At 69.1% G+C, this 5,502-nt stretch carries 4 protein-coding genes; 1 reads left to right on the top strand and 3 read right to left on the bottom strand.

The window, feature by feature from the left end:
• Positions 1-372: 372 nt before the first annotated feature.
• The 3 genes from ACFWY9_RS44630 to ACFWY9_RS44620 all read right to left on the bottom strand — a co-directional run bounded on the left by ACFWY9_RS44630 (position 373) and on the right by ACFWY9_RS44620 (position 4,698).
• On the bottom strand, positions 373-1,923 hold the full coding sequence (locus ACFWY9_RS44630; RefSeq protein WP_378341744.1) for an amidase: 1,551 nt from the start codon (positions 1,921-1,923) through the stop codon (positions 373-375).
• Positions 1,924-1,934: 11 nt separating this feature from the next.
• On the bottom strand, positions 1,935-3,278 hold the full coding sequence (gene glnA, locus ACFWY9_RS44625) for a type I glutamate--ammonia ligase (protein ID WP_378330083.1): 1,344 nt from the start codon (positions 3,276-3,278) through the stop codon (positions 1,935-1,937).
• A gap of 79 nt (positions 3,279-3,357) precedes the next feature.
• Positions 3,358-4,698: an MFS transporter gene (locus ACFWY9_RS44620; protein WP_378341743.1), complete on the bottom strand. Its 1,341-nt coding sequence runs from the start codon at positions 4,696-4,698 to the stop codon at positions 3,358-3,360.
• Positions 4,699-4,765: 67 nt separating this feature from the next.
• Between ACFWY9_RS44620 and ACFWY9_RS44615 the strand changes: the two genes are divergently transcribed.
• Positions 4,766-5,431 carry an LppX_LprAFG lipoprotein gene (locus ACFWY9_RS44615; protein ID WP_378330085.1) on the top strand — a complete coding sequence of 222 codons (666 nt, stop codon included), beginning with the start codon at positions 4,766-4,768 and terminating at the stop codon, positions 5,429-5,431.
• Positions 5,432-5,502 lie beyond the last annotated feature (71 nt).

Here is a 5,502-nt window from a genome sequence, read left to right as displayed (position 1 = left end):
CATATCCTCAAAGGAACCCCCACGAGGAGGGGTTCAAACAATAAGCTCTACTGGCTTAGTTCACTAGCACACTGTTGAGTTCTCAAGCAACACACTGAATTGCTTCAAGCGATATTCATCAAGCTTTTGGCCGAGCATGCCTCATCCTACGGTGTTAGTCGTAGGGAGTCGGCGGCCGCTCGAGGGCCGACGCTGAACGTTACCTGGTCCGGTTCGCGGTGTCAACCCGCTCGGCCCTGGCGCCTGACCTCGGGGCTTTCGGCCCCGGTGGCCCGGTGTTCCTGGCGACGAAGAGAAGATTACATGGCCCGGAACCGTCCGAAAACAGGGGGGTCACTTAACGACATCGACGCAGGTCAGGGCCTTGAAACGCTAGCCGCCGATGGTCGGGGGGTAGTGCGGTCGTTCGCGGGCGGGGACGGCTCGCTCGAAGTCGGCGGCGAACGCGAGCACCCGAGCGTCCGACCAGCGGCCCGCCATGAACAAGATCCCGACCGGCAGCGGGCCGACCGCGCCGGCAGGCACGGAGACGCTTGGGTAACCGGCCACCGCGGCCGGGGTCGAAGACGGGATCACATCGTTGTCACCCTTCGCGCAGTCGGTCTTCCACGCGGGCGGATTCGTCGGCGACGCGATGGCGTCGAGGTGGTACTTCGCCAGGGTCTCGTCGATCGAGCGGCGGGCCAGGTCGCTGAGTTCGGCGCGCATGGCGCGGTACTTCGGGTCGTCGGGGCCGGGTGCGGCAAGTGCCTGCTCGAACAGTTCCTGCCCGGCGAAACACGTCTGCTCCAGCGGATCGGACCGGTTGTAGGCGATGAGCGCCGCCAGGTCGCGCGGCACACCGGTGCGCGTCGCGAGGTAGCGGTCGATGTCGCGGTGGAACTCGGTCAGCAACGCTGGGAACTCCAGCTGGCCGATGCGGTCCTGGTACGGCGGGACCACCTCGACGACCTCGGCTCCGGCGCGGACGAGTGCGTCCCTCGTCCGGGTGACGACGGCGTCGGTGTCGGGACCGAGCACGGGCAGGCGCCAGATACCGATGCGCGAGCCCCGCAAGGCGCCCGGCTTGAGCAGGCGCGCGTAGTCCGTCGGCTGGTCAGGCGGGTACGCGCCGGTCGCGGGGTCGGCGGGGTCGCGGCCCTGGAGTACCGAGAGCGTCAACGCGACGTCGACGACATTGCGGCCGATCGGGCCCGCGGTGTCCTGTTCGGCGGAGATCGGAACGACACCCGTTCGGCTGACAAGACCGAGGCTCGGTTTGTGACCTACCGTGCCGGTCATCCCCGCTGGGCACACGATCGAACCGTCGGTTTCACTGCCGATGGCGACCTGGGCGAGCGAAGCCGCGACACCGGCGGCGGAGCCGGCCGACGAACCGCAAGGGTTCCGGTCGAGGACGTACGGGTTGCTGGTCTGGCCGCCGACCCCCGACCAGCCGGAAGTCGGCTTCGCGGCGCGGAAGTTGGCCCATTCCGAGAGATTCGCCTTGCCGAGGATCACCGCTCCAGCGGCGCGCAGCCGGGTGATCAGCGTGGCGTCCTTGGCCGGGCGGCTGCGCAGCGCGCGGGATCCGGCGGTCGTCTGCTGGTCGCGGGTGTCGACGTTGTCCTTGACCAGCACCGGGATGCCGTCGAGCGGCCCACGGAGATGACCGGCGCGACGCCGGGCATCGCTCTCGGCCGCCTGGCCGAGCGCTCCGGGGTTGACCGCGAGGACCGCGTTGACCTTGTGGTCGACCGTTCGAATCCGGTCGAGATAAGCCGAGGTCAGCCGGGTGGCGGTGAGCCGCCCGGCGGCCATGCGGGCTTGCAGCGACGGGATGGTCGCGGAATCGAGATCGAAGCCGCCGGCCGAGGCCGTCGCGGGTGCGACGGCGGCCAGACTGACTGCGACGAGCAGAGCGGACAGGACACGGGACCTCATCCGCCGCCGCATCACAACACCGGGAGGAGCGTCCGGAGTTCGTACGGGGTGACCGCGCTGCGGTAGTTGTCCCATTCGGAACGCTTGTTCCGCAGGAAGAAGTCGTAGACGTGTTCGCCGAGAGCGTCCGGCAGCAGTTCGGACTTTTCCATTTCCGCGAGCGCCTCCCCCAGGTTCTGTGGCAACTGCGCGTAACCGGCGGCACGGCGCTCGGCGTCGGAGAGCTGCCAGATGTCGTCCTCTGCGGGCGGCGGAAGCTCGTAGCCCTTCTCGATGCCCTTGAGGCCCGCGGCCAGGATAACGGAGTACGCAAGATACGGGTTGCAAGCGGAATCGAGGGTGCGGATCTCGACGCGCCGCGAGGACGCCTTGCCGGGCGAATACATCGGCACCCGGACGAGCGCCGAGCGATTGGCGCGGCCCCACGAAACCGTCGTCGGCGCCTCGCTTCCGCTGATCAGGCGTTTGTAGGAGTTCACCCACTGGTTGGTGACCGCGGAGATTTCCTTGGCGTGGTGCAGCAACCCGGCGACGAACGCCTTGCCGGTGGCCGACAGCTCGTACGGGTCCTCGGCGTCGTAGAAGGCGTTCCGGTCGCCCTCGAAGAGGCTGACGTGGGTGTGCATGCCCGAGCCGGGCTGATCGGTGAACGGCTTCGGCATGAACGTCGCCCGGACGCCCTGGGTCAGCGCGACCTCCTTGACGACGTAACGGAACGTCATCACGTTGTCGGCCATCGTCAGCGCGTCGGCGTACCGGAGGTCGATCTCCTGCTGGCCGGGCGCACCCTCGTGGTGGCTGAACTCGACGGAGATGCCCATCGCCTCGAGCGTTTCGATGGCGTGGCGGCGGAAATGCGTCGCGGTGGCGTGGCTCGCCTGGTCGAAATAGCCGCCGTTGTCGGCGGGCTCGGGTTCGCTGCCGTCCTCGGGGAGGTTGGCGAGCAGGAAGAATTCGATCTCCGGGTGGACGTAGCAGGTGAACCCCGCCTCGCCCGCTTTCGACAGCTGGCGGCGCAGCACGTGCCGTGGGTCGGCCCAGGACGGCGAACCGTCCGGCATCGCGATGTCGCAGAACATCCGCGCGGAGTACGGACCGCCGTCCGGCGTTTCCCAGGGCAGGACCTGGAAAGTGGCAGGGTCGGGCTTGGCGATCATGTCGGACTCGTACACCCGCGCGAAGCCCTCGATCGCCGAGCCGTCGAAACCGATGCCCTCGGTGAAGGCGCCCTCCAGCTCGGCGGGCGCGACCGCCACGGACTTGAGGAACCCCAGCACATCGGTGAACCACAGCCGGACGAAACGGATGTCGCGCTCTTCCAAGGTACGGAGCACGAACTCCTGCTGGCGATCCATGGCCGCACCCTAACCACAGCGTGTTAACGGGATGTTTCGCGACGCGCCGAGTGGGTCGGATGTGGGTGATATCCCCCGCTCAGGTGGCGAAGGCGACTTCACGGCGTCCCGATCGGGTGACCGCCAACGACGCGGCCGAAGCGATCACGGCGAGGCCCGCGGCGACGTACCAGGCGATCGCGTAGTCCCCGAAGTGATCGCGGACGGCGCCCGCGGCGGAAGCGGCGAAGGCGGCGCCGAGCTGGTGACTCGCGAAGACCCAGCCGAAGACGATCGGGCCCGCGTCGCCGAACTTCCGGACGCAGAGCGCGACGGTCGGCGGCACGGTGGCGACCCAGTCGAGGCCGTAGAACAGGATGAACGCCCACATACTCGGCTGGACCGAGTCGGTGAACAGCTGAGGCAGCAAGGCGAGCGACACTCCGCGCAGCGCGTAGTAGACGCCGAGGAGCACGCGTGGGTCGACGCGGTCGGTGAGCCAGCCGGACGCGATGGTGCCGACGACGTCGAAGACGCCGACCAGCGCGAGTAGCCCGGCGGCGGTCGTCTGGGGCATGCCGTGGTCGTGGGCGGCGGGCACGAAGTGGGTGCTGACGAGTCCGTTCGTGGTGGCCCCGCAGATCGCGAAGCCGACGGCGAGCAGCCAGAACGTCCGGGTGCGCGCGGCCTTGCCCAGCACTCCGAGCGCGCGTCGCGCGGTGCCGGTCCTGGCGGCGGGACGGGCGACCTCGGTCTCGGGCGGGGCGCCGTAGGCCGTGGTCCCGATGTCGGCGGGGTGATCGCGGATCACGATCAGCACGACCGGAACGACGGCGAGCGAGGCGATCGCGATGACGAGCGAGGCGGTGCGCCAGCCGTCGCTGATCGCGAGGTTCGAGATGAGCGGCAGGAAGATGAGCTGGCCGGTGGCACCCGCCGCGGTGAGCACTCCGGTGACGGCGCCCCTGCTGCGGACGAACCAGCGCGCGGCGACGGTCGCGGCGAAGCTCATCGCCATCGAGCCGGTGCCGACGCCGACGAGCACGCCCCAGCACAGGATGAGCTGCCAGCTCGCGGTCATGAACACGGTGCCGCCCGCGCCGAGTGCGACGACGAACAACGCGGTCGCGACGACGCGCCGGATGCCGAAGCGTTCCATGAGCGCGGCGGCGAACGGGGAGAACAGGCCGTAGAGCACGAGGTTCACCGAGACGGCGGCGCCGATGGTGGCGCGGGACCAGCCGAACTCCTCGTGCAGGGGATCGATGAGGACGCCGGGGGCGGCGCGGAAACCAGCCGCGGCGAGCAGGGCTACGAACGCGGCGCCGGCGATGAACCAGGCGCGGTGCAGGCGGGGTGCGGGACGAGTCTCGCGGGTCTCGACGGTCACCGACGAAGTTTCGCGGGTTGTCTGCACGGTCGACAGTGGCCGGAAGGACATCACTCGCAAGGATCGGGCCAACAGTGTGGCGGTGGGCACTGCGGGGCGCTCAGTAGGCTCCGACGCCATGCGTTGTCTTCGCGTCCTGCTGGTGCTCGTGCTCGGACTCGCCGGTGGGTGCGCGGCGTCGCCGAGTGCTCCATTGCCCGCCGGGGCCGAACTGCTCACCGCTGCCGCTTCGTCGTTCGCCACGGTGCGGAGTACGCACTTTTCGCTTGGGGTGAACGGTGTGCTGCCGGGTCTGCCGCTGCGTCAGATCGAGGGCGACGCGACGCTCGACGACGGTGGCCGGGCCACTGGCACCGCCGACGTACAGGACGACGTGCGGCGGGTGAAGTTCTCGTTCGACCTGCGGGGCGCGGAAGTCACCCGTACGGACCCGTCGGGGACGGCGCGGGAGCCGGTTCCGCCGGAGTTCGCGGTTTCGGCGTTGCTCGGGCCTCAGGGTGGGTTGCGCCGGTTGCTCGACGGGGTCGGCGCGGCCAGGACCGAGGGGCGCGAGCGGGTCGAGGACGTCGAGGCGTTCCGGGTCGGCGGTGTGGTGCCGGTGGCGGTGGCGTCGCGGGTGCTGCCGCAGATTCACGCGGACGTGACCGTGAAGGTGTGGGTGTCCGAGCGCGAGCCGCGGCAGTTCGTGCGGCTGTGGGTGCAGGTGCCGCCACCGGGGGAGCATCAGAGCCCTGTGATGTTCGAGTTGGGGTTGACCAGGCAGAACGCGGTCGTGGTCCGGTGAAGCGGGAGCGAGGGACCTTTGCTATCGCTCGTTGGCAAGCCAAAGGTTAGCTTGCCAACGGACGTTAGCAA

Origin of the sequence: Amycolatopsis sp. NPDC059027, assembly GCF_042739735.1 — a bacterium.
GTDB lineage: Bacteria > Actinomycetota > Actinomycetes > Mycobacteriales > Pseudonocardiaceae > Amycolatopsis.
This window is presented reverse-complemented; position numbering and strand designations above follow the sequence as displayed.